Below are 20321 nucleotides of genomic sequence, written 5' to 3' on the forward strand. Positions count from 1 at the left end.
CGAAGAGTGAAGAATTCAATAGTCTTTACTAATCATAAAGTTCAAAGTTCAAAGTTCAAAGTTTAAAGTTCAAAGTAAAAAATATTATGACAACATTTCAAGACAAAGTGAAAGCACTTCGCGCTCATCATGAGGAATTGCTGAGCCGCAAGAATGAACCAGTAGAGTGGGGAAACGGCATCTACGAGAAATATAAGAACCCAATCCTCACCGCAGAACATACTCCATTGGAGTGGCGTTACGACTTCGATGAGAAGAGCAACCCATATCTGATGCAGCGCATCATGATGAATGCTACACTGAACTCGGGTGCCATCAAGTGGAACGGCAAGTATCTGCTTGTGGTACGTGTGGAGGGAGCCGACCGTAAGAGCTTCTTCGCAGTGGCTGAGAGCCCTAACGGTATCGACAACTTCCGTTTCTGGGAGGAGCCTATCACCATGCCTGAGGATTTGATTCCTGCTACCAACATCTATGATATGCGACTCACCGCTCATGAGGATGGCTACATTTATGGCGTGTTCTGTGCTGAGCGTCACGATGATGAGCAGCCAGGCGACCTGAGTGCTGCTACTGCTACTGCGGCAATCGCCCGCACCAAGGATTTGGTTAACTGGGAACGCCTGCCAGACTTGAAGACCAACAGCCAGCAGCGCAATGTGGTTCTCCACCCAGAGTTCGTAGATGGAATGTATGCTTTCTATACCCGTCCACAGGATGGCTTCATTGACACAGGTTCTGGCGGTGGTATCGGTTGGGCACTCGTTGATGACATCACTCATGCCGAAATCAAGGAAGAGAAGATTATCAATGCCCGTCATTACCACACCATCCAGGAGGTGAAGAATGGTGAGGGACCTCACCCAATCAAGACAGATAAGGGTTGGTTGCACCTGGCTCACGGTGTTCGTGGCTGTGCCAGCGGTCTCCGCTATGTGCTCTATATGTACATGACTTCTCTTGAAGATCCTACAGAGGTCATCGCAGAACCAGGTGGATACCTCCTCGTACCAGAGGGTCCTGAGTATATTGGTGATGTGATGAACGTAGTGTTTGCCAACGGTTGGATTGCAGATGAGGATGGCAAGGTATTTATCTACTATGCTTCTTCTGATACACGTATGCACGTAGCTACCTCAACCATCGACCGTCTGGTAGACTACTGCATGAACACACCAAAGGATGACTATCGCACTCAGTTCTCTGTGGAGAAGATCAAGGCTTTGGTAGCAAAGAACAGACAGACATTAGGCAAATAATTTTTTATAGGTATAAAGATTGTAGGGATTCATGACTCTCGTACGTATTATATATGTACGAGGGATGAATCCCTTTTTTAAAGTTTATAGTTAAAAGTTTATAGTTAAAAGTTTATAGTTAAAAGTTTATAGTTCAAAGTAAAACAATGGCTAGTATAAAAGAAAAAATTGCTTATGCGCTGGGTGATGCCGCTGCGGGCGGCATAGTATGGAAGGTGATGTCTATCGCCTTTCCGCTCTTCTTTACCAATGTCTTCGGACTCTCGTTTGCCGATGCTGCCGTATTGATGCTGGTGGCTCGTATGTTTGATGTGGTTACCGACCCGCTGATGGGTACCCTTGCCGACCGTACCCAGAGTCGTTTCGGCACCTATCGCCCTTGGCTCATCTATGGTGCCATTCCTTTCGGATTGATTTTCGCGCTCCTGCTCTATACCCCGGATTTTGGACCTGTGGGCAAGCGCATCTATGCCTACGCCCTCTATCTGCTGATGATGGCGGTTTATACCATGGTGAATGTGCCTTATGGTTCGCTGCTCGGTGTGATGACCGAGGATGATGACGAGAAGAATCAGTTCTCTTCCTTCCGCATGGTGGGAGCTTATGCGATGGGTTTCATCACCTTGCTTTCTTTTCCGTATCTTCAAGAAATGGTAGGCGGTACAGCTGCTCATCAGTATGCTGTTATCGGTGCTATCCTTGGTATTGCGGCAGCCGTGATGACCTTGGTTTGCGGTCTCCTTACCAAGGAACGCCTCAAGCCGAAGCGTGCCGAGAAATTCTCTTTCCATCAGTTTTCCGACCTCGTTCATAACAAGGCATGGCTCTATATGACAGCCATCGCCGTGTGTACCAATTTCTTCAATGGTTTCCGTTATGCTGTAGCCGGCTATATGTTCGATTACTGTCTGCATGGCAATGTAACTATCGAGGGATTGATTATCAACTATACCGTCTTCATGGCGTTTGGTGAGGTAACCTGTATGATTTTCGGCGGCGTATCGCCATGGTTCACCCGATTGGTGGGCAGCAAGCGAATGGCGTTCTTCTGGGCAGCAGCACTCTGTCTGGTCCTCTCGGTCATCTTCTTCTTCATCCCGATGGATCCGTCTTATATCTGGGTGATGATTGTTATCGTTGTCCTTACTTCCATGGGTATCGGCATCTATTCACCATTGATGTGGTCTATGTATGCGGATGTAGCCGACTATCACACAGAGCATTTCGGAACCTCTGCCACCGGACTGATTTTCTCTTCAGGAACCATGAGTCAGAAGTTTGGTACTGCCATTTCCGGTTCGCTCATCGCCCTCTTCCTGGGTTGGGCAGGTGCCAACATGATTACGGATAAGATGGGAAATACGATGATAGACCCAGCCAGTGTCACAGATTCTGTGCTCACCATGGTATGGTCCTTGTTCTCTATCTTCCCGGCAGTCATCGCCTTCCTGCTGATGGTGCTCTCCTGGAAGTTCCCTATCAGAAAGTAGGCAGTGCCCGGGAATAAGTATCTCGGGAAGTAAATATTGATATTTAACTGATAATCACTATAGAACGAATATGGAAAATATGAAGGAAACCATGAAGGATGTGTTGGAAAACAACATCCTCAACTATTGGATAGAAAAAGTAACTGATGATGAGAATGGTGGCTTCTACGGACGAGTAGATGGCAACGACCAGGTTCATCCTGAAGCCGAAAAGGGCGCCGTGATGAATGCCCGCATCCTGTGGGCATTCTCGGCTGCCTATCGTGTACTCCAGAAACCAGAGTATCTGGAGGCTGCTACCCGCGCCAAGAACTATGTGCGCGACCATTTCCTCGACAAGGAATATGGCGGCATCTACTGGAGCGTGGATTACAAGGGAAATCCGCTTGATACCAAGAAGCAGACCTATGCCATCGGCTTCGCCATCTATGGGTTTTCTGAGTATGCTCGTGCCACGGGCGATAAGGAGGCGCTCGATATTGCGATTTCCCTATATCACGACATCGAGAAGCATGCCTTTGATGTCAAGAACAACGGATATATCGAGGCGTTGACCCGTGAGTGGGAGCCTATAGCCGATATGCGTCTTTCTGATAAGGATGAGAACGGATCCCGCACGATGAATACCCATCTCCATATCATCGAACCCTATACCAATCTCTATCGTGTATGGAAGACTGATGAATTGGAAAAAAGTATCCGCAACCTGCTCAATATCTTCACCGATAAGCTTCTGAACAAGGAGACCTATCATCTTGACCTGTTCTTCAATGATGAGTGGCAGGGAAAAAGAAATATCGAAAGTTATGGTCATGACATTGAGGCTTCCTGGCTGCTTCATGAAACGGCACTGGTCTTGGGCGATAAGGAACTGCTGCGCAAGATAGAGCGCATCATCCGCAGAATAGCCGATGCTGCCGACGAGGGATTGCGCCCGGATGGAAGTATGGTGTATGAGCATTGGAAGGATGGGGATAAGTATGATCTCCAGCGCCAGTGGTGGGTACAGTGTGAGAACATCATCGGTCACATCGATCTCTATCAGCATTTCCGCACCGAGGAGAATCTGCTGATAGCCATCACCTGTTGGAATTATGTGGCGAAGCATCTGTTGGATGCCAAGAACGGCGAGTGGCATTGGGCTATCCTGGAGGATGGTTCGGTGAATAAGGAAGATGATAAGGCTGGTTTCTGGAAATGTCCTTATCACAACAGTCGTATGTGTCTTGAACTCATAGAAAGAGATTATTGATAACCTTACTATCATCCATAAGCCCCCAGCCTGCTTGAAAAAGTAGGCTGGGGGCTTTTACTTAAAAATACCTGTCATTTCTGCTGCCATGCCAGATTCTTTATGTTCATCACATCAATAACTGAATCGGGAATATATTTACCCTTAAGGCTAAATATAATTACCCTTAAGGAAAAATATTTTTTGCCTTAAGGGTAAATATAAAAGCTTCTCTTGTTCTTTTTTGAATCTTCTTCGCCATTTTCTTTGGTTATTCCGAATAAATATTGTATTTTTGCAGCCATTGAAAATAAGTTAGTCTGAGGAACGCCTCAAGATAGAATTTAAAATGTAAATTATTCAATATAAATAATGTATATAGCAGTAGCAGGAAATATCGGTAGTGGCAAGACAACGCTCACCAAAATGCTTTCCAAACATTATGGTTGGAAACAGTATCTGGAACCCGTTGCCGAAAACCCATATATCGACGACTATTACAAGGATATCTCCCGATGGGCACTCAACATGGAGGTGTTCTACCTCAAGCAGCGATTCAAAAATCTGCTCGAGATTCAGCACAGTAAGGAAACCGTTATTCAGGACCGCACTATCTTCGAGGGCGTGTATGTCTTTGCCGCCAACAACAGGGCGATGGGACACATGGATGAGCGTGACTACGAAACCTACATGGAACTCTTCGAGTCGATGATGGAGGTGGTGAAGATGCCCGAACTCATGATCTATCTCCGATCTTCGGTTCCCCACCTGGTGAAGAATATTCAGAAACGAGGCAGAGACTATGAGCAGCGCATGCCTATCGACTACCTGGAAGGCATCAACCGCCTTTATGATGATTTCATCATGAATAAGTATAAGGGTAGGGTGCTGGTGGTAGAAGTGGATGACCTCGACTTCGAGCACAATCCCAAGCAGTTTGGCGACATCGTAGATAAGATTGATGCCAAACTCTTCGGCCTCTTTTCCAAGGAAGAATAATCTTCTTAAGAGAATCATATTTACTAATCATAAAGTTCAAAGTTCAAAATTCAAAGTAAGAAAATGCATATAGCAATAGCTGGAAATATAGGTAGTGGCAAGACAACACTGACCAAGATGCTTGCCAAGCGATATGGTTGGAAGGCAAACTTCGAACCCGTGGATAATAACCCATACCTTGCCGATTACTACAAGGATATGGCTCGATGGTCGTTTAATCTTCAAATTTATTTCTTGAACAAGCGATTCCACGACGTGGTGGAAATCTCACGCTCCGAACAGACCATCGTACAGGACCGTACCATCTTCGAGGATGCCCGCATCTTCGCTCCCAACCTTCACGACATCGGTATGATGAGCGACCGGGATTTCGCCAACTACACCGACCTCTTCGACCTGATGATCAGTCTGGTGAAACTCCCCGACCTGATGATCTATATCAAAAGCAGCATCCCAACCCTCGTGAAGCACATCGAGAAGCGCGGAAGAGATTTTGAGAAAAGCATCCGCATCGACTACCTGCAAGGCCTGAACAACCGTTACGAAGAGTGGATTAAGAGCTACAAGGGCCGCCTCATTATCGTAGATGGCGACAACCTGGAATTTGCCGATAATCCCGAAGACTTCCGCAAGATTACCGACCTGATAGATGCAGAATTATTTGGCTTCTTCAAGGAATAGAGCAAGGAGGAAGCAAGTAGTAAAGTAAGTAATCTGACAAGTAGTTGGGTAAATAATGGGCTTTTTTTGCCCATTATTTAACATTTAACATTAAAAATTATATTCTTTCAGAAATAATTGCTACCTTTGCAACCGCTTAGAAGCATTAAACAAAATAACGTTATAACAATTTTTATGAACTTTACACTATTTATCACCGTTTTGCTGACGGCTGTAACCTTGGTGGTGGCTGCTTATGTCATTGCGAAGTTGATCGGTCCTCGTTCATACAATCCGGTAAAGGGTGAACCTTTTGAGTGTGGTATTCCGACACGTGGCAGCTCCTGGTTGCCATCACACATCGGCTACTATCTCTTCGCCATCCTTTTCCTGATGTTTGACATCGAGACAGTATTGCTTTACCCATGGGCAGTCGTAGTTAAGCAGTTTGGACCAATGGCTCTCGTGAGCATCGGGTTCTTCTTGTTGGTATTGGTATTTGGCCTTGCATACGCTTGGCGGAAAGGAGCATTGGAATGGAAGTAAACAAAAGAGCCTCTATCAAGAGTATTCCTTACGACGAGTTTAAGGACAATGATACCCTCGAAAAGATTGCGCAGGAGCTCAATGAGGGTGGTGCTAACGTGGTAGTCGGTTCCCTTGATGCTGCCATCAACTGGGGACGTAGTAACTCACTCTGGTCACTGACCTTCGGTACTTCTTGCTGTGGTATCGAGTTCATGGCTGTAGGTTGTGCACGCTACGACTTCTCCCGTTTCGGTTTCGAGGTTACCCGTAACTCTCCACGTCAGGCTGACTTGATCATGTGTGCTGGTACTATTACCAATAAGATGGCACCAGTGTTCAAGCGTTTGTATGATGAAATGGCTGAGCCTAAGTATGTTGTGGCTGTGGGTGGATGCGCCATCTCTGGCGGTCCGTTCAAGAAGAGCTACAATGTGGTTCGTGGTATCAGCGAGTTGGTTCCTGTGGATGTTTACATCCCTGGCTGTCCTCCACGCCCTGAGGCAATTCTTTACGGTATGATGCAGTTGCAGCGTAAGGTAAAGGTTGAGAAATTCTTCGGTGGTGCTAACCACAAGATGACTCAGGATGAGAAGGATCTCTCTATGAGCAAGGGCGGTCTCCGCGGCTTGAGCAACGAGAACCTCTCTGACAGCGAGAAGCTCGGCAACAAGGAGCCTATCATCGTAACAGAAGTACCTGAGGATTTCGACCCTCAGAAAGGTCTAACTGATTAATATAATAAGGTATAAGAACATGAAACTGAATAATATTGAATTGAGTTTTGATAATTTCGCCTCAGAAATGGCGAAGTTGAAGAACGAGAAGCATTTCGACTACCTTGTTACCATCATCGGTGAAGACTTCGGTGAGGAAGGTCTCGGATGTATCTATATTCTCGAGAATACTCAGACCAGCGAGCGCTGCTCGGTAAAGACCATCGCCAAGAAGGTGGATGGCAGTGATGTGATTCCTACAGTTATTAATCTTTGGAAGGTGGCTGACCTCCTGGAGCGTGAAGTCTTCGATTTCGTGGGCATCAAGTTCTTGGGTCACCCAGATATGCGCCGTCTTTTCCTCCGCACAGATTTCCAGGGCTATCCATTGCGCAAGGACTTCGATATGAGTCCTGAGGCAAACAAGTTCCCTTGTACTGATGAGCCAGAGGATGACTTCACCATGGAGTATTCCTTGAGCGAAGATGGCCATCTCGTTGCTACAGAGAAGCGCCGCTTCGACGAGGATGACTATGTTGTCAACATCGGTCCTAACCACCCATCTACCCATGGTGTGCTCCGACTGCAGACCGTTATCGATGGCGAGACCGTGAAGCGCATCTATCCACACCTCGGTTATATTCACCGTGGTATCGAGAAGATGTGGGAGAGCATGACCTATCCACAGACATTGGCTTTGACCGACCGTCTGAACTATCTTTCTGCGATGATGCACCGCCACGCTTTGGTTGGCGTTATCGAAGAGGCGATGGGTATCGAACTCTCAGACCGCATCCGCTACATCCGTACCATCATGGACGAGTTGCAGCGTATCGACTCTCACTTGCTCTATCTTGGCTGTACCGCACAGGACTTGGGTGCCTTGACCGCATTCCTCTACTGCATGCGCGACCGTGAGCACGTATTGAACGTCATGGAGGAGACCACTGGTGGCCGTCTGATCCAGAACTACTACCGTATCGGTGGCCTTCAGGCAGATATCGACCCTAACTTCGTTCAGAACGTGAAGACCCTCTGCAAGTATCTCCGTCCGATGATTCAGGAGTACCTCGACGTATTCGGCGACAACGTGATTACTCACAACCGTCTCGAAGGCGTAGGACCAATGAATCTTGAGGATTGTATCAACTATGCCGTAACCGGTCCTGCCGGCAGAGCATCAGGTTGGAAGAACGATACCCGCAAGCGTCATCCATACGATATGTACGACAAGGTAGAGTGGAAGGAAATTACCCTTACCGGTTGCGATTCAATGGATCGTTACTATGTACACATCCAGGAGTTGTATCAGAGCTTGGACATCATCGAGCAGTTGATCGACAACATTCCAGAAGGTGAGTACTACATCAAGCAGAAGCCAATCATCAAGGTTCCAGAGGGACAGTGGTACTTCTCTGTAGAGGGTGCCAGCGGCGAGTTTGGTGTATATCTCGACTCAAAGGGTGACAAGAGTCCATACCGTATGAAGATGCGTCCGATGGGCTTGTCTTTGACAGGTGCGCTCGACCCAATGCTTCGTGGACAGAAGATCGCCGACCTCATCACTACAGGTGCAGCAATCGATTTCGTAATCCCTGATATTGATAGATAATTATGTTTGATTTTAGTATAGTAACAACATTCATCGACAATCTGCTTCGCCAGACCTTGGGTCTGGGCGACTTCCTGTCGATTCTGATTGAGTGCGTGCTCGTGGGTATCTGCATTTTGACAGCATACGCCCTCATTGCTATCGTACTTATCTTCATGGAGCGTAAGGTGTGTGCCTACTTCCAGTGCCGTCTTGGCCCTATGCGTGTAGGTCCTTGGGGTATCTTCCAGGTATTCGCCGACGTGCTCAAGATGTTGATCAAGGAAATCTTCGCCGTGGATAGAGCCGACAAGCTGCTCTACTACATGGCACCATTCCTCGTGATCATTGCCTCTGTAGGTACTTTCTCATTCCTTCCATGGAACAAGGGAGCACATATTCTTGATTTCAACGTAGGTGTATTCCTCATCACAGCCGTAAGTTCTATCGGCGTTTTGGGTGTGTTCCTCGCTGGTTGGGCATCTAACAACAAGTACTCTGTGGTTTCTGCCATGCGTGGTGCCGTACAGATGATTTCTTACGAGATGTCTCTCGGTCTCTGTCTGATTTCTGCAGTAATCCTCACCGGAACCATGCAGGTAAGCGGTATTGTTGAGGCTCAGACTGGTGCTTGGAACTGGCTGATTATCAAGGGTCATGTGCCAGCAATCCTGGCTTTCCTCGTATTCCTCGTAGCAGGTAATGCTGAGGCTAACCGTGGTCCTTTCGACTTGGCTGAGGCTGAGAGTGAGTTGACCGCAGGTTACCACACTGAGTATTCAGGTATGGGCTTCGGTTTCTACTACCTGGCTGAGTACCTTAACCTCTTCGTGATTTCTGGTATTGCTTCTACCGTATTCCTCGGTGGTTGGGCACCATTGAACATCGGTATCGAGGGCTTCGACAATCTGATGAACCTCATCCCAGGTTTCATCTGGTTCTTCGGTAAGACCTTCGCCGTGGTATGGCTCCTGATGTGGGTACGTTGGACATTCCCACGTCTGCGTATCGACCAGATCCTGAAGTTGGAGTGGAAGTATCTGATGCCATTGTCACTGGTCATCCTGATCTTGATGACAGTATGCGTAGCATTCGGATTCCACGGATAATCTTTAATACACATTATTATAATAATAAGAAAGTATGTCTAACAATTCATATTTCGGCGGTATTGCAGCGGGTTTGAAGACCCTCGCTACTGGTATGAAGGTAACCATGAAGGAGTACTTCACACCAAAGAGCACAGAGCAGTATCCTGAGAACCGCAAGACTACACTCCACATCTCTCCACGTTTCCGTGGACGCCTGGTGTTCGTTCGTGATGAGAACGAGGCTTACAAGTGTGTGGGTTGTACATTGTGTGAGAAGTCATGCCCTAACGACACCATCAAGATCGTAACCGAGATGGTGGAGGACCCAGAGACAGGCAAGAAGAAGCGCAAGTTGGTGGATTACCAGTACGACTTGGGCGACTGCATGTTCTGCGAACTCTGTGTCAACGCATGTAACTTCGGTGCAATCAAGTTTGTCAACGATTTCGAGAATGCAGTCTTCGACCGCAACAAGTTGGTGATGCACCTTGACAAGGAGGTTTATAAGGGCGGCAGCCTTCCAAACCTCATCGAGGGTGGTGCCCCATTGGAAATCGGTAAGTTTAACACCAAGACTAAGTAAGGAGGACTTTAGACAATGATAACAGCAAATTTATTCATGTTCGTCATCTTGGCAGTAGTCATCCTTGGCTCAGCCATCATGTGCGTAGCTACCAAGCGTATCATGCGTGCGGCAACCTTCCTGTTGTTCGTGCTCTTCGGTATTGCAGGTATGTTCTTCCTGCTCGACTATACCTATCTGGGTGCTGCTCAGATTTCCGTATATGCGGGCGGTATTACCATCCTCTACGTCTTCGCCATCCAGTTGGTATCTAAGCGTACCCTCCAGGGACTTCTGGAGCACATGAAGGGTAGCAAGGCTATTGGTCGCGCACTCGTCTGCCTCGTAGGTTTCGTAACCCTGGCAGTCATCGTGTTGAAGAATCACTTTATTGATATGGCTGCATCTGTAGCCGACACCGAGGTGCCAATGGATCAGGTAGGTTCTGCACTGGTAGGTGCTGACAAGTATGGCTATGTATTGCCATTCGAGTTCATCTCCGTATTCCTGTTGGCATGTATCATCGGTGGTATCTTAATCGCAAGAAAGGAGGATAAGAAATGATTCCAGTACAATATTTCTTCGTGCTCTCAGCACTCTTGTTCTTCATCGGAGTCTATGGCTTCTGTACACGCCGTAACCTCGTAGCCATGCTCATCTCCATCGAGCTTGTATTGAATGCAGCCGACCTGAACTTCGCTGTGTTCAACCGCATCCTCTTCCCAGGACAGTTGGAAGGTTTCTTCTTCACATTGTTCTCTATCGGAGTAGCAGCAGCCGAGACAGCCGTAGCGCTCGCTATTATTATCAACGTTTACCGCAACTATCACAGTGACCAGGTGAACAGTATTGAAAACATGAAATTCTAAAAGACAATGGAATACAATTATGCATTTTTGATACTTCTTCTGCCATTCCTGAGCTTCCTGGTTCTGGGACTTGTGGGTATGAAGATGAAAAGACCGGTAGCAGCACTCATCGGTACCGTATTGATGGGCTGTGTATTCGCGATGTCTGTCTATACAGCATACGAGTACTTCTTTGCAGTGGGTCGCGATGCCTCAACAGGTATGTACCCAACTGTTACCGTATTTAATTTCACATGGTTGAAGTTTACTGAGTTGCTCACCTTCAACATCGGTTTCCGCCTGAGCCCAATCTCCGTATTGATGCTCATCGTGATTACCACCGTCAGCTTCATGGTTCACATCTACAGCTTCGGCTATATGGCAGAGCGTGATGAGAACTACAAGGTTGAGGAATATGAGAAGGGTATGCAGCGTTTCTACGCTTACCTGAGCCTCTTCACCATGTCAATGTTGGGCTTGGTAGTAGCTACCAACATCTTCCAGATGTATCTTTTCTGGGAGTTGGTAGGTGTTTGCTCATACCTGCTCATCGGTTTCTACTATCCAAAGCATGCTGCAGTTCATGCCAGCAAGAAGGCGTTCATCGTTACTCGTTTCGCTGACCTCTTCTTCCTCATCGGTATCCTGTTCTACAGCTTCTACGTAGGAACCTTCAACTACGACTTGAATGCTCAGCCAGAGCTCAACTCTGCTTTGGCAGGTGCTGCTTGGGTAATGCCAACAGCATTGTTCCTCATGTTCATCGGTGGTGCCGGTAAGAGTGCGATGTTCCCATTGCACATTTGGTTGCCAGATGCGATGGAGGGTCCAACACCTGTTTCTGCGTTGATCCACGCTGCTACCATGGTTGTAGCCGGTGTTTATCAGGTAGCCAGCCTCTTCCCAATCTGGGTACAGTATGCTCCTGAGACATTGCACTATGTGGCTTACATCGCAGCCTTCACCGCATTCTATGCAGCAGCTGTAGCTTGCTGCCAGCGTGATATCAAGCGTGGTCTGGCTTTCTCTACTATTTCTCAGATTGCCTACATGCTCGTAGCTCTCGGTGTCTGCTTCGCAGTAGATAACCACCACGGTGGTTTGGGTTACATGGCTGGTATCTTCCACCTGTTTACCCACGCTATGTTCAAGGCATTGCTCTTCCTCTGCTCTGGTGCCATCATCGTCATCATCGGCAGCAACTTCAAGGATTACATGGGCGGTTTGCACAAGTACATGCCTATTACCAACATCTGCTTCCTCATCGGTTGCTTGGCGATTGCAGGTATTCCTCCATTCGCAGGTTTCTGGTCAAAGGATGAGATTATCTCAGCATGCTTCCAGTTCTCTCCATTCATGGGCTGGTTCATGACAGTGGTAGCCGGTATGACCGCATTCTACATGTTCCGTCTCTACTACGTAATCTTTTGGGGACAGAGCTACTATGAGCTGGATCCAGAGAACCGTCGCAAGCCACAGGAGGTTCCTTTCGTGATGTGGGGTCCATTGGTATTCCTCGCCATCATCTCTTGCCTCTGCGGTTTGATTCCATTCGGTCACTTCGTATCTGCTACAGGTCAGAGCTACGATATCCATATCGACATGAGCGTGGCAACTACATCTGTGATTGTTGCAATCATCGGTATCGGTCTGGCTACTTACATGTATGCTCCTAAGAAGACTCCATTGGCAGACGCTTTGGCTAAGAAGATGCCTAAGTTGCACAAGGCAGCGTTGAACCGTTTCTATATCGACGATGCTTGGCAGTTCTTCACCCACAAGATTGTCTTCGGTTGCTTCTCAAAGCCAATCGCATGGTTCGACCGTCACGTTATCGATGGTACCTTCAACTTCATGGCTTGGGGTACACAGGAGGCAGGCGAGACCATCCGTCCATGGCAGAGTGGTGATGTTCGCAGCTATGCTATCTGGTTCCTCACCGGTACCGTGGCATTGACATTGTGCCTGCTCGCACTTCTTTAATGAAAGTCTCACAATTAAGTAAATAGAAAAGAAATGAATTTAAGTATATTCGTCATAGTACCACTCCTGATGTTGCTCGGCCTCTGGTTGGCACGCAACGACAAGCAGGTTCGTGGTGTGATGGTAGCCGGTGCCAGCGTACTGCTCGCACTCTCCATCTATTTGGTGTTTGCATTTCTCGAAGCTCGTGAGACAATGCCAGCCGACCAAGCTCCGATGCTCTTCACCTACTGTGTGCCTTGGTTTGAGCCATTGCACATCAACTATTCACTCGGTGTGGATGGTATTTCAGTGGTGATGATTCTCTTGACATCCATCATCGTGTTCACCGGAACATTTGCCTCTTGGCAGATGGAGCCAATGAAGAAGGAATACTTCCTCTGGTTCACCCTCTTGAGCATCGGTGTATATGGCTTCTTCATCTCAATCGACATGTTCACCATGTTCATGTTCTACGAGGTAGCGCTGATTCCAATGTACCTCCTCATCGGTGTATGGGGTAGTGGTGCAAAGGAGTATTCAGCCATGAAGTTGACTTTGATGTTGATGGGTGGTTCAGCCCTTTTGGTTATCGGTATCCTGGGAATCTACTTCTACAGTGGTGCTCAGACCTTCGAAATCCTCGATATCGCTCACCATACCAATGGTGCTCATGCGATTCCTGAGAGCGTGCAGAACGTGTTCTTCCCATTGCTCTTCATTGGTTTCGGTATTCTCGGTGCCCTGTTCCCATTCCACACATGGTCTCCTGATGGTCACGCCAGTGCGCCAACAGCCGTATCTATGTTGCACGCCGGTGTATTGATGAAGCTTGGTGGTTACGGTTGCTTCCGCATCGCCATGTTCCTCTTGCCAGCTGCTACTCACGGATTCTGGATCAAGGTGTTCCTCGTGCTGACTACCATCTCTATCGTATATGGTGCTTTGTCAGCATGTGTACAGACCGACTTGAAGTACATCAACGCTTACTCATCAGTATCTCACTGTGGTATGGTGCTCTTCGCTCTCTGTATGATGACTGAGACAGCTGCTACTGGTGCAATCCTCCAGATGTTGTCTCACGGTTTGATGACCGCCCTCTTCTTCGCCGTTATCGGTATGATTTACCATCAGGCTGGTACACGTGACGTACGTTACCTGGGTGGTTTGATGAAGATTATTCCATTCCTCTCTGTAGGTTATGCTGTAGCTGGTTTGGCTAACCTCGGTTTGCCAGGTTTCTCTGGTTTCGTAGCCGAGATGACCATCTTCGTAGGTTCATTCCAGAATGCAGATACATTCCATCGTGTATGTACCATCATCGCATGTACCTCAATCGTAGTTACAGCGGTTTACATTCTGCGTTGTGTTGGTAAGATCCTTTATCAGAAGGTTCCTAATCCAAAGTTGGAGAAGCTTCACGATGCTACCTGGGACGAGCGTATCGCTGTAGCAGGTCTGATTGCCTGCGTTGCAGGTCTCGGTATGTTCCCACTCTGGGCAGAGGAGATTATCATGGACGCCGTAGGTCCTATCTTTAGTGTAATCATGTAATAAATATCAGAAGAAATGAATTACAGTCAATTTTTAAATATGATTCCAGAAGCTACCTTGATGATAGTTCTGTTGATCACTTTCATTGCTGACTTCTGCAGTTCCAAGAGCGCAGACCGTAAGTGGTTCAATCCTCTGGTATGTCTCTTGATGGTGGCTCACATCGCCTTCAACATCTTCCCTACAGAAGCCTCAGAGGCATTTGGCGGCATGTACACCACTGGTCCTGCTGCCGGTGTCTTGAAGACTATCCTGGCTTTGGGTACCCTCATCGTGATGGTACAGGCTAAGGAGTGGTTGAGCCGTAAGGACACAGCCTTCAAGGAGGGTGAGTTCTATATGTTGATTATCTCTACCTTGCTGGGTATGAACATGATGGTAAGTGCCAACCACTTCCTCCTGTTCTTCCTCGGTCTCGAAATGGCTTCTGTGCCAATGGCCTGCTTGGTAGCCTTCGATAAGTACCGTCACAATTCTGCTGAGGCAGGTGCTAAGTTCGTTTTGACCGCTACTTTCTCTAGTGGTGTGATGATCTATGGTATTTCTCTGCTCTATGCAGCTTGTGGAACCTTGTACTTCAACGATATGGCTCATGTGATTTCAGCATCACCATTGACCATCGCCGGTATGGTGTTCTTCTTCAGTGGTCTGGGCTTCAAGATTTCCTTGGTTCCATTCCACTTCTGGACAGCCGATTCATACCAGGGTGCACCAACTACTGTTACAGGTTATCTGTCAGTAGTTTCTAAGGGTGCTGCAGCGTTCACACTCTGCGCCATCCTGATGAAGGTGTTCCAGCCAATGGTAGAGTACTGGACCGTGTTGCTCTACATCGTGATTGTACTTTCTATCACTATCGCCAACCTGTTTGCCATTCGTCAGAGCGACCTGAAGCGTTTCATGGCATTCTCTTCTATCTCTCAGGCAGGTTACATTATGTTGGCTGTGGTAGGTAACTCAGCGATGAGCGTGAGCGCCTTGACTTATTATGTATTGATTTACGTAGTAGCCAACCTGAGCGTCTTCACCATCATCTCATCTATTGAGGAGCACAACAACGGTACAGTTCAGATGGACAGCTACAATGGGTTGTACAAGACCAACCCACGTTTGGCGTTCCTGATGACATTGGCATTGTTCTCATTGGGTGGTATTCCTCCATTTGCCGGAATGTTCTCGAAGTTCTTCGTGTTCATGGCAGCAGTTGGTACACACGATATCCACACCACATTGGGTGCCTGGGCTTACGGTGTAGTATTCATCGCATTGGTAAACACAGTTATCAGCTTGTACTACTACCTGCTCATCGTGAAGGCTATGTTCATCAAGCACAGCGATAATCCGCTTCCTACTTTCCAGAGTGCATGCTCAACCAAGTTGGCGCTTGCTATCTGCACCGTAGGTATCGTAGCATTCGGTATTTGCTCATTCGTCTTCGACTGGATTTCAGTGGCAGTGAATGCGTAAAGATTCAATAAATTAGAAAAATCCCAGTAATCGGTAAAAGATTGCTGGGATTTTTTTTTGTTTTATCTAAAATTTGCAGTAACTTTGCACCCGAGTAGGCATAGTGCCTCCTCTATGAATTATTAATTGTAAATTATAAATTATAAATTTAAAATGGATAAGTTACCAATGAATGATGTTCCGATGCTCGTAAGCGCCATCAACTTCCTGCTTCGTGACCACGAGTTTGATACACTCGATGAAATCTGTAATCACTTTAACGTGAACCGTGCGGCATTAGAAGCCAAAATGGCTACCCAAGGCTTTGAGTGGTCAGAGCAGCAGAAGAAATTTTGGTAAAACCCACACGCCAGAAAAGTATAGTCAGCACGCCCTGAAAGGGCAGAAGCTCCTAGCCCAGGGTAACGCCCTGGGTAAATGTAATTGCATTTAAAAACGCCCTGTAAGGGCAAAAGCTTTTAAAAAAATATAAATTATAAACTATCAATAAAGTATGAATCCTCCTCGACCCTTGTGGAAGTCTGTACAAGACTATGTAATGATTGCGATAGGAATGATTTCCTACGCCATTGGATGGAACGTATTCCTCTTGCCTACCAATGTGACGGCAAGCGGATTGCCAGGTATTTCCAGTATCATCTATTGGGCAACCGGTTGCCCTGTGCAAATCCCGTATTTCATCGCCAACGCCACCTTATTAATATGTGCGTTCAAGATTTTGGGAGCTAAGTTCTGCGTCAAGACCGTTTATGCCGTCATCGTGGTAACCGCCTTGACCTCCTTCTTCTCCAGCCGTTTAGGCGATATTCATCTCTTGGAAAACCAACCTTTATGGGCTGCTTTCCTGGGTGCCGTTTTCTGTGGCTGCGGAATCGGACTCGGTTTCTCTGTTGGTGGAAGTACGGGTGGTACGGATATCATTGCAGCCATTGTCAACAAGTATCGCGACATTTCCTTAGGTAGAGTGATTATGATATGCGACATTTTCATCATCAGTTCCAGCTATCTGGTGGTTCACGATTGGGAAAAAGTGTTATATGGTTATGTGGTTCTTTGCGTTCAGGCATTCTGCATCGACCAGGTGGTGAACAGTCGCCGTAGAAGTGTACAGTTCTTCATCATTTCGCAGAAGTATGAGGAGATAGGCAAGCGCATCAACGTGGATGCTGATAGAGGAGTAACGGTGGTTAACGCCAGCGGTTTCTATTCCGGTCAGGATGTGAAGATGCTCTTCGTGCTTGCCAAGCAGCGCCAGGCTCCAGCCATTTTCCGCCTTATCAGCGAGATTGATCCACATGCCTTTGTCAGTCAGAGTGCCGTGATTGGTGTTTATGGCGAGGGTTTTGATCAGATTAAGTACAAAGCCAAGAAGGAGCATGGAGTATAGATTATTGATTATTGAATAATGACTATAGACTTTCATAGATAAAAAACTCCGTTTCAATTCCGTGTATGAATATCTTGAAATTACACGGAATTGGAACGGAGTTTTTTTTATCTCTGTCTTTTTCTTTATTTCTTCAGCACCTGAGCCAGGAACTTGCTGGTGTAGCCTACACCGCTCTTCACCATGTCTTCCGGTGTGCCGGCAAAGAGGAGCTTTCCGCCGCCTCGTCCGCCTTCCGGACCCATATCAATCAGCCAGTCGGCAAGTTTGATCACATCCAGGTTGTGCTCGATGATGATGACCGTGTTGCCTCTATCTACTAACTTCTGAAGCACATCCATCAGCATGCGGATATCTTCGAAATGCAGTCCGGTGGTTGGCTCATCCAGGATATAGAGCGTCTGACCCGTATCTCGCTTCGAAAGCTCGGTGGCGAGTTTTACTCTTTGGCTCTCTCCGCCCGAAAGGGTAGTGGAACTCTGACCTAGTTTTATATATCCCAAGCCCACACTCTGCAAAGCCTTGATCTTGTTGAGAATCTGAGGCACGTTCTCGAAGAACTCCACAGCCTGGTTGATGGTCATATCCAGCACGTCGGCAATGCTCTTTCCCTTATATCTCACCTCCAGGGTTTCACGGTTGTAACGCTTGCCGTGGCAAACCTCGCAAGGCACATATACATTCGGCAGGAAATTCATTTCGATGGTCTTGTAGCCGTTGCCCTTGCATTCGTCGCATCTTCCACCCTTTACGTTAAAGGAGAAGCGTGCCGGCTTGTAGCCTCGAATCTTCGCCTCAGGAAGTCCTACGAAGAGGGTTCGGATATCGGCGAAGACTCCAGTGTAGGTGGCAGGATTGCTTCTCGGCGTTCTGCCTATCGGACTCTGGTCAACATTCACCACCTTGTCTATCAGGTCGATGCCCTCGATGCTGTCGTATGGCATCGGCTTCTTCAAGCTGCGATAGAAATGCTGCGAGAGAATCGGCTGCAGGGTCTCATTGACCAGGGTTGATTTTCCCGAACCGCTCACACCTGTTACCACGATGAGCTTGCCCAATGGGAATTCCACATCCACATTCTTCAGGTTGTTACCCCTGGCACCGTGGATGGTGATGCTCTTGCCGTTGCCTTCGCGTCGCTTTTCCGGAACCTTTATCGCCATCTTGCCGTTCAGATACTGGGCGGTGATGGTGTTGGTCTTCAGCATTTCTGCCGGAGTTCCCTGGAAAACAACCTCGCCTCCCTTTCTGCCTGCCTTCGGACCGATGTCGATAATCCAGTCGGCGGCACGCATCATGTCTTCGTCGTGTTCTACCACAATCACCGTGTTGCCCATGTCGCGAAGTTCCTTGAGGCTTTTCAGAAGTCGCTCGTTGTCGCGCTGGTGCAAGCCGATGCTAGGCTCGTCGAGGATGTAGAGCACATTGACCAGCTGACTGCCAATCTGAGTAGCGAGACGGATGCGCTGACTCTCACCGCCCGAGAGCGAAGCCGACTGGCGGTTGAGCGAGAGATAATCCAATCCCACGTCGAGAAGGAAGTTGACACGGGTGCGCAGTTCCTTGATGATTTCGTGCGCCACCTTCGCCTTCATGGCAGGCAGATGCTCTTCCACCTGTTCGAGCCACGAGCGGAGTTCGGTGATGTCGAGGCTTGCCACCTCAGAGATATTCTTGTCCCAGATGCGGAAGGCAAGCGACTCCTTCTTGAGTCGCAGACCGTGGCATTCCGGGCAGTCTACGGTAGAGACAAACTGGTCGGCCCATTTCTTTCCGGCGGAGCTCTCATCGTCTTCCATCACCTTCTGCAGGTAATCCACCACGCCGTCGTAGGCGCAGAAATAATCCGAAGAAGTATCCACCTTTTCCTTGGCAATCTTCACGTTTTCCAGACAGCCATATAGAATTTCCTGCATGGCATCTTCCGGAATCTCGCAGATAGGCGTCTTCAGTTTCAGGTCGTATTTCGCCAGCAGTGCCTCAATCTGCCAGAAAATCATCTGGTTCTTGTATTTTCCCAATGGCACGATACCGCCTTCGTAGATGCTGAGTTCATCATCCGGAATCACCTTCTTGAGGTCGATTTCGCCCACCTTTCCCAGTCCCTTGCAATGCGGACAGGCTCCTTCTGGGGAGTTGAAGGAAAACATGTTTGGCGCCGGGTCCTGATAGGCGATTCCGGTAACGGGGTCCATCAGTCGCTTGGAGAAGTTTTTGCCCTCTGTAGCGCCTTTTTCGATAACCATCACCATTCCGTCGCCCAGTTTCATCGCCGTAGCCACACTCTTGCGGATGCGTTCCTCGTCGTTTTCCTTCACCACGAGCTTGTCAACCACCGCCTCGATGTTGTGGTTTTTGTATCGGTCGATTTTCATACCTCTTTCTATCTCCCTGATTTCGCCGTCGATGCGCACGTAGAGATAGCCCTTGCGGCGCAATCCCTCGAAGAGTTCACGATAGTGACCCTTGCGCATGCGCACGAGTGGGGCGAGGAGGAAGATGGCCTTGCCCTCGTATTCATCGAGGATAAGGTCGATGACCTGCTCTTCCGTATATTTCACCATCTCCTTGCCGCTCTGGTAGCTGTAGGCCGTTCCGGCACGTGCGAAGAGCAGGCGCAGGTAATCGTAAATCTCGGTGGTGGTGCCCACGGTGGAGCGCGGGTTCTTGTTGGTGGTCTTCTGCTCGATGCTGATCACAGGACTCAAGCCTGTAATCTTATCCACGTCAGGGCGCTCCATGTTGCCCAGAAAATTGCGGGCGTAGGCCGAAAAGGTTTCGATGTATCTGCGCTGACCTTCGGCGAAGATGGTGTCGAAAGCCAGCGAAGACTTGCCCGATCCAGAGAGACCGGTTATCACGGTGAGGGAGTCGCGCGGAATCTCTACATCAATGTTCTTGAGATTGTGAACTCGTGCGCCCCATACATTTATTTTTTCTTCTGAAATCATGCTCTTATCTTTCTTCTGAAATGAAACT

General features: G+C 47.9%; 18 protein-coding genes. 17 read left to right on the forward strand and 1 reads right to left on the reverse strand.

The window, feature by feature from the left end; genetic code table 11:
• The first annotated feature begins 86 nt into the window (after nucleotides 1-86).
• From V8Z93_RS06970 to V8Z93_RS07050, 17 genes are all read left to right on the forward strand, one after another.
• On the forward strand, nucleotides 87-1259 hold the full coding sequence (locus V8Z93_RS06970; RefSeq protein WP_439432798.1) for a glycoside hydrolase family 130 protein: 1173 nt from the start codon (nucleotides 87-89) through the stop codon (nucleotides 1257-1259).
• A 146-nt stretch (nucleotides 1260-1405) separates the two neighbouring features.
• Entirely contained in the window at nucleotides 1406-2749 is a 1344-nt protein-coding gene (locus tag V8Z93_RS06975) for an MFS transporter (RefSeq protein ID WP_203049071.1), read from the forward strand.
• 70 nt (nucleotides 2750-2819) lie between these two features.
• Nucleotides 2820-4001, forward strand: coding sequence for an AGE family epimerase/isomerase (locus V8Z93_RS06980; protein ID WP_439432799.1), 1182 nt, complete (start codon nucleotides 2820-2822; stop codon nucleotides 3999-4001).
• Between the two features lie 351 nt (nucleotides 4002-4352).
• Nucleotides 4353-4979, forward strand: coding sequence for a deoxynucleoside kinase (locus V8Z93_RS06985; protein WP_203039516.1), 627 nt, complete (start codon nucleotides 4353-4355; stop codon nucleotides 4977-4979).
• A 63-nt stretch (nucleotides 4980-5042) separates the two neighbouring features.
• Entirely contained in the window at nucleotides 5043-5660 is a 618-nt protein-coding gene (locus tag V8Z93_RS06990; protein ID WP_439432800.1) for a deoxynucleoside kinase, read from the forward strand.
• Between the two features lie 174 nt (nucleotides 5661-5834).
• Nucleotides 5835-6185: an NADH-quinone oxidoreductase subunit A gene (locus tag V8Z93_RS06995; protein WP_006846362.1), complete on the forward strand. Its 351-nt coding sequence runs from the start codon at nucleotides 5835-5837 to the stop codon at nucleotides 6183-6185.
• Entirely contained in the window at nucleotides 6176-6901 is a 726-nt protein-coding gene (locus tag V8Z93_RS07000; protein WP_203039512.1) for an NADH-quinone oxidoreductase subunit B, read from the forward strand. The genes V8Z93_RS06995 and V8Z93_RS07000 overlap by 10 nt, the downstream gene beginning before the upstream one ends.
• Before the next feature lie 19 nt (nucleotides 6902-6920).
• Entirely contained in the window at nucleotides 6921-8492 is a 1572-nt protein-coding gene (locus V8Z93_RS07005) for an NADH-quinone oxidoreductase subunit C (protein WP_203039510.1), read from the forward strand.
• Between the two features lie 2 nt (nucleotides 8493-8494).
• Nucleotides 8495-9580, forward strand: a complete 1086-nt coding sequence (nuoH, locus tag V8Z93_RS07010; protein WP_203039508.1) for an NADH-quinone oxidoreductase subunit NuoH — start codon at nucleotides 8495-8497, stop codon at nucleotides 9578-9580.
• Between the two features lie 34 nt (nucleotides 9581-9614).
• On the forward strand, nucleotides 9615-10145 hold the full coding sequence (locus V8Z93_RS07015) for a NuoI/complex I 23 kDa subunit family protein (RefSeq protein WP_203039505.1): 531 nt from the start codon (nucleotides 9615-9617) through the stop codon (nucleotides 10143-10145).
• A gap of 15 nt (nucleotides 10146-10160) precedes the next feature.
• A complete protein-coding gene (locus V8Z93_RS07020; protein WP_203039503.1) occupies nucleotides 10161-10688 on the forward strand; it encodes an NADH-quinone oxidoreductase subunit J family protein in 528 nt (175 codons plus the stop codon).
• Nucleotides 10685-10993: an NADH-quinone oxidoreductase subunit NuoK gene (nuoK, locus tag V8Z93_RS07025; protein WP_006846356.1), complete on the forward strand. Its 309-nt coding sequence runs from the start codon at nucleotides 10685-10687 to the stop codon at nucleotides 10991-10993. The genes V8Z93_RS07020 and nuoK overlap by 4 nt, the downstream gene beginning before the upstream one ends.
• A 6-nt stretch (nucleotides 10994-10999) precedes the next feature.
• Nucleotides 11000-12955 carry an NADH-quinone oxidoreductase subunit L gene (nuoL, locus tag V8Z93_RS07030; RefSeq protein ID WP_264950424.1) on the forward strand — a complete coding sequence of 652 codons (1956 nt, stop codon included), beginning with the start codon at nucleotides 11000-11002 and terminating at the stop codon, nucleotides 12953-12955.
• Nucleotides 12956-12988: 33 nt separating this feature from the next.
• Nucleotides 12989-14488 (forward strand): complex I subunit 4 family protein, encoded by a 1500-nt coding sequence (locus V8Z93_RS07035; RefSeq protein WP_218411564.1) that lies wholly within the window; start codon nucleotides 12989-12991, stop codon nucleotides 14486-14488.
• 15 nt (nucleotides 14489-14503) lie between these two features.
• Complete coding sequence (locus tag V8Z93_RS07040) at nucleotides 14504-15955, forward strand: NADH-quinone oxidoreductase subunit N (protein ID WP_218411565.1); 1452 nt, start codon at nucleotides 14504-14506, stop codon at nucleotides 15953-15955.
• Nucleotides 15956-16108: 153 nt separating this feature from the next.
• On the forward strand, nucleotides 16109-16294 hold the full coding sequence (locus tag V8Z93_RS07045) for a DUF4250 domain-containing protein (protein ID WP_117727075.1): 186 nt from the start codon (nucleotides 16109-16111) through the stop codon (nucleotides 16292-16294).
• Nucleotides 16295-16448: 154 nt separating this feature from the next.
• The gene (locus tag V8Z93_RS07050; RefSeq protein WP_203049062.1) at nucleotides 16449-17342 is read left to right on the forward strand and encodes a YitT family protein; all 894 of its coding nucleotides are present in this window, start codon (nucleotides 16449-16451) and stop codon (nucleotides 17340-17342) included.
• A gap of 125 nt (nucleotides 17343-17467) precedes the next feature.
• Here the strand turns inward: V8Z93_RS07050 and uvrA are convergent, their stop codons facing one another.
• Nucleotides 17468-20293: an excinuclease ABC subunit UvrA gene (gene uvrA / locus V8Z93_RS07055; RefSeq protein ID WP_439431093.1), complete on the reverse strand. Its 2826-nt coding sequence runs from the start codon at nucleotides 20291-20293 to the stop codon at nucleotides 17468-17470.
• Between the last annotated feature and the right edge of the window lie 28 nt (nucleotides 20294-20321).

The organism is Segatella copri (genome assembly GCF_051861805.1).
GTDB classification, from domain to species: domain Bacteria; phylum Bacteroidota; class Bacteroidia; order Bacteroidales; family Bacteroidaceae; genus Prevotella; species Prevotella copri_M.

Bases quoted from the DNA above. Each gene is read 5' to 3' on its own strand.
- V8Z93_RS06970 (WP_439432798.1), top strand. From the start codon at position 87: ATGACAACATTTCAAGACAAAGTGAAAGCACTTCGCGCTCATCATGAG.
- V8Z93_RS06975 (WP_203049071.1), top strand. From the start codon at position 1,406: ATGGCTAGTATAAAAGAAAAAATTGCTTATGCGCTGGGTGATGCCGCT.
- V8Z93_RS06980 (WP_439432799.1), top strand. From the start codon at position 2,820: ATGGAAAATATGAAGGAAACCATGAAGGATGTGTTGGAAAACAACATC.
- V8Z93_RS06985 (WP_203039516.1), top strand. From the start codon at position 4,353: ATGTATATAGCAGTAGCAGGAAATATCGGTAGTGGCAAGACAACGCTC.
- V8Z93_RS06990 (WP_439432800.1), top strand. From the start codon at position 5,043: ATGCATATAGCAATAGCTGGAAATATAGGTAGTGGCAAGACAACACTG.
- V8Z93_RS06995 (WP_006846362.1), top strand. From the start codon at position 5,835: ATGAACTTTACACTATTTATCACCGTTTTGCTGACGGCTGTAACCTTG.
- V8Z93_RS07000 (WP_203039512.1), top strand. From the start codon at position 6,176: ATGGAAGTAAACAAAAGAGCCTCTATCAAGAGTATTCCTTACGACGAG.
- V8Z93_RS07005 (WP_203039510.1), top strand. From the start codon at position 6,921: ATGAAACTGAATAATATTGAATTGAGTTTTGATAATTTCGCCTCAGAA.
- nuoH (WP_203039508.1), top strand. From the start codon at position 8,495: ATGTTTGATTTTAGTATAGTAACAACATTCATCGACAATCTGCTTCGC.
- V8Z93_RS07015 (WP_203039505.1), top strand. From the start codon at position 9,615: ATGTCTAACAATTCATATTTCGGCGGTATTGCAGCGGGTTTGAAGACC.
- V8Z93_RS07020 (WP_203039503.1), top strand. From the start codon at position 10,161: ATGATAACAGCAAATTTATTCATGTTCGTCATCTTGGCAGTAGTCATC.
- nuoK (WP_006846356.1), top strand. From the start codon at position 10,685: ATGATTCCAGTACAATATTTCTTCGTGCTCTCAGCACTCTTGTTCTTC.
- nuoL (WP_264950424.1), top strand. From the start codon at position 11,000: ATGGAATACAATTATGCATTTTTGATACTTCTTCTGCCATTCCTGAGC.
- V8Z93_RS07035 (WP_218411564.1), top strand. From the start codon at position 12,989: ATGAATTTAAGTATATTCGTCATAGTACCACTCCTGATGTTGCTCGGC.
- V8Z93_RS07040 (WP_218411565.1), top strand. From the start codon at position 14,504: ATGAATTACAGTCAATTTTTAAATATGATTCCAGAAGCTACCTTGATG.
- V8Z93_RS07045 (WP_117727075.1), top strand. From the start codon at position 16,109: ATGGATAAGTTACCAATGAATGATGTTCCGATGCTCGTAAGCGCCATC.
- V8Z93_RS07050 (WP_203049062.1), top strand. From the start codon at position 16,449: ATGAATCCTCCTCGACCCTTGTGGAAGTCTGTACAAGACTATGTAATG.
- uvrA (WP_439431093.1), bottom strand. From the start codon at position 20,293: ATGATTTCAGAAGAAAAAATAAATGTATGGGGCGCACGAGTTCACAAT.